At 46.0% G+C, this 3,592-nt stretch carries 3 protein-coding genes and 1 rRNA gene; 3 read left to right on the forward strand and 1 reads right to left on the reverse strand.

Annotation, left to right across the window (positions count from 1 at the left end):
- Window positions 1-48: 48 nt before the first annotated feature.
- Window positions 49-165, forward strand: a 5S ribosomal RNA gene (gene rrf, locus EKM73_RS12560).
- A gap of 476 nt (window positions 166-641) precedes the next feature.
- Here rrf and EKM73_RS12565 read toward each other — a convergent pair.
- A complete protein-coding gene (locus tag EKM73_RS12565; protein WP_125702119.1) occupies window positions 642-1,226 on the reverse strand; it encodes a helix-turn-helix domain-containing protein in 585 nt (194 codons plus the stop codon).
- Between the two features lie 142 nt (window positions 1,227-1,368).
- On the opposite strand from EKM73_RS12565, the gene EKM73_RS12570 reads away from it, so the two are divergent.
- Window positions 1,369-2,271, forward strand: a complete 903-nt coding sequence (locus EKM73_RS12570; protein ID WP_125702120.1) for an ABC transporter ATP-binding protein — start codon at window positions 1,369-1,371, stop codon at window positions 2,269-2,271.
- 3 nt (window positions 2,272-2,274) lie between these two features.
- Window positions 2,275-3,048 (forward strand): ABC transporter permease, encoded by a 774-nt coding sequence (locus EKM73_RS12575; RefSeq protein WP_125702121.1) that lies wholly within the window; start codon window positions 2,275-2,277, stop codon window positions 3,046-3,048.
- Window positions 3,049-3,592: the final 544 nt, after the last annotated feature.

Below are 3,592 nucleotides of genomic sequence, written 5' to 3' on the forward strand. Positions count from 1 at the left end.
AAAATAATTGAATAATATCTAGTTTTGAGGGAAGAAGTTCTCTTATAGTGTGGTGGCGATAGCCTAAAGGATACACCCGTTCCCATGCCGAACACGGAAGTTAAGCTTTAGCACGCCGATAGTAGTTGGGGGATCGCCCCCTGCGAGGATAGGACGTTGCCACGCGAACGAAAGAACCCTGTGAGGGTTCTTTTTTTATACAAAAAAATAAAAGAAGGTCGGGCGCATGACCGTAATGACAATGTGTCTGGCGACTGAGTGGCGTCAGACACAAAATGGACGGTGGACTCAGGTACTTTCCATGTAATTACTGTGTTGTATCTTCTCTTGTGACATATTCAAGCAAAACGAGTGCATCATGAGGATGGTACCTGGTAATCTGACTAAACACGTCCAAGCTCATAAGGATTAACCTAGCGATAGTCAATCCCGAACCGATTTCCAATCGAATTTAGTGGTGTTCGCTTCTAACATTTTTAATTGTCGATAGCGATGGCGCATATTATCGTCGAAACAGAGCACTTGCTAACTAAGTAAGATTAGAAGAATAGTTAATTTAAAAAGGGTAACGGCACTTCCATGTAGGAAGGTCGTCACCCTTTTTCGACTAACTAAATTAGGTTTCATGTATGACGATTACTCTAGCGTTGTCTAATCTTAATGAATCGAGATTGCCAGCACTTTCTGGCTAGTGCGATAACAACGACTAGGCCACTGAACTGGCAGGTCGTCATGAGGCCAAACCCCATATTAAAGGCGTTGATACTCCCACTAATGAGGCTAAGTGCGGCAAACATCGTCATGCCGATCCAATGTATCCGATTCGTCCAAACGTTCGGGTGGCGCCGGGCAATGCCTAAATTACACATAAGACCAATCAGCAAGAGGATGAGAAAGTCGATCCAATAGAGACCGGGGAAAGTTGAAAACTGAGTGAGGCGTTCCACCAAGAGAATGCCGAACAGGACCACTAGTAGGATGGCACTTGGGTGGGCAACTGCTTTTGTGACGGGTACTGCTGTCGTGCCCTGCAAGAGATCATCTACTGGAACAGCGTATAACGTGGCTAATTGGGTAATGGTGGCGATGTCTGGTTGGTTTCGGCCAGTCTCCCAGCTGGAAATAGTTTGGCGCGAGACGTGAAGCTGATCGGCCAATGCTGTTTGAGTCAACTGCTGCGCTTGCCGGAATTGTTTCAAACGTGTGCCTAGTTCTGTCGATGCCATGGGGGCACCTCACTTCCTTGAAAATTGCTATTAACTCTAGCATAGGGAATCAGCGGAAAATAGCAAGCTATTCTCGCTAGCATCCGTATCATCCGGCGGTTTAAACGGGTACGCTGAAAGGGAGTAGAGGAGACGATGTCCAATGCAACGTGTACAAGAAAAAATAGTTCAGGTAGTCGGATTGCGGAAAACTTTCGGTCACCGAGCCGTTTTGCGTGATGTGAACTTTGAATTTTCAGCCGGTAAAATTGTCGGTCTAGTCGGTCCCAATGGCGCGGGGAAGACGACTATTATGAAAGCATTACTGGGACTGATGGCAATAGATTCCGGGAACGTTCGGATTTTGGGCCAGCCTGTTTCGGTTACCACCCATGCAGTTGTCACCCAACAGGTAGGTGCGCTCATCGAACGCCCGGCGATTTATCCCTTCCTGAGTGGCTGGCAACATTTGCAATTGATGACCACTTCTGTGAAACAAATGACGTGGGTGGTGCGGGTCCTCCAGATGGAGAACTATATTCACCGGCCAGCTAAGCGGTACTCGCTGGGTATGAAACAAAAGCTCGGAATTGCTATGGCATTAGTAAACCGACCACGGTTAGTCATATTAGATGAGCCAATGAATGGGTTGGACCCACAGTCGGTTAAGCAACTGCGCCATTTGATTGGCCAATTAGCAGGGGAAGGGACTACTTTTTTAATTTCCAGTCATATCTTGAGCGAGTTGGAAAAGATCATTGATACGGTGATCTTAATTGATCAGGGACAAGTATTGCTGCAACGGACGATGGCGCAATTTCAGCAATCGGCACGGCAAACTTTAGTGGTGCGGACAACGGAGAATGTGCGGGCTTTGCGGGTGCTTTTACAGGCGGACTATCCCGTGACACAGCAGAACGGTGACTTAATCGTGAGTAAGTCGGTTGCATTGACGCCCTTACTGCACGCGCTTCTTGACGCGCATATCCAAATTTTGAAGGTGAACCAGTATCAGGAAGATTTAGAGACGGTCTTATTACGGTTATTAGCAGAAAGGAAGGCATAGGTCATGGGGCAAGTATTGCAGCAGGAGATTTTTAAATTCAGACATCAGCGATTGGCATGGCTCGCACCGGTTGTCTTGGGACTCTTAATGGTGGGACTGGCTATGACGGCGCACGGAGCATCAGATAGCGATCAGAAGTTTTATATTTCGTCAGCGTATGGTGGGTTTCAATGGCTGACGATACTCATCATTGTGATTGGGGCTAGCGGTGTCACGATGGAATTCGAATACGGGACAATCAAACAGTTGGCGATCCAGGTAAATCATCGCTGGACGCTTTTTGTGGGGAAGTATCTCTTAATCCTTGGCTATGGTGTCTTGCTCCATGGGGTGGTTATCCTCATGACGCTATTGCTCAAGGGGACTGGCGGGCGAAACCTCTCGTGGCAGACCATCTATCTCTATCACCAATCCTTACTGGTTAATCTAGTGACTAATGCGGTACTGGATATGTATGGCAGTGTGATGATTATCGGGCTGGTCTTCTTGTTGGCAAGCTGTAGTCATAACAGTGCGGCGGCAATTGCCATAGGTGTAGGTGTCTGTTTTACGGGAGAGGGAGTGTCCAGCTTATTGCTACAGTCCTTTAAGTCGTTATTGCCGGTGATGAAATGGAATCCGTTTAACATGTTCTTCCTACAGGAGGAGTACGGTAATCCCAGCTACCAGCAGAACGTGACCCATTTGACGATTCAGCAGTTGGGTATCGGAAATCTCGTGTGGGCATTGTTCTTTGTCGGGGTGGGTGCAGTGATCTTTTCGAGACGGCGGATCTAGATGGAAGAGGGTGGCCGGAAACGTGTTTTGCAAGTTAGCCACATTGTGAAGTGTTACGGCGGAAAACTAGTGAAAGGGATGTCTGGCCCTTGACATAGGGCCTGATCAGAAACGTTTCTGGAGCCGTTGCAAACAGAACGTGGCATTATCAACATTAATTTGGAATTTTTGTTGACAGCTAGATGATGTGCATGGTATATTATCTAAGTTGTCTTTTACGACAGCAACTCATTAATTTAAAAGTTAAATTGCTTGTTGACAAGTAGTCTGACAAAATGGTATATTAATTGAGCTGCTTCATTAGGAGCAACAAACGACAGAAATTATTATTTAAAACTTCTTGTTGACATTCATATCAGTTAAATGGTATGATGATTAAGTCGTCTGCGAGAGTGGATAACACGTAGACCTTTGAAAACTGAACATTGTTTCGACAAACCAAATATGTGTAGGGCGGTTTGATACTAGGTATCAAACCCAAACAATATTTGCGAAGTCAATTCGCTTTTATGAAAATAAAGTAACAACAATCGATGAGCTATTC

The sequence above is a fragment of the Levilactobacillus fuyuanensis genome (assembly GCF_003946395.1).
Classification (GTDB): Bacteria; Bacillota; Bacilli; order Lactobacillales; family Lactobacillaceae; genus Levilactobacillus; species Levilactobacillus fuyuanensis.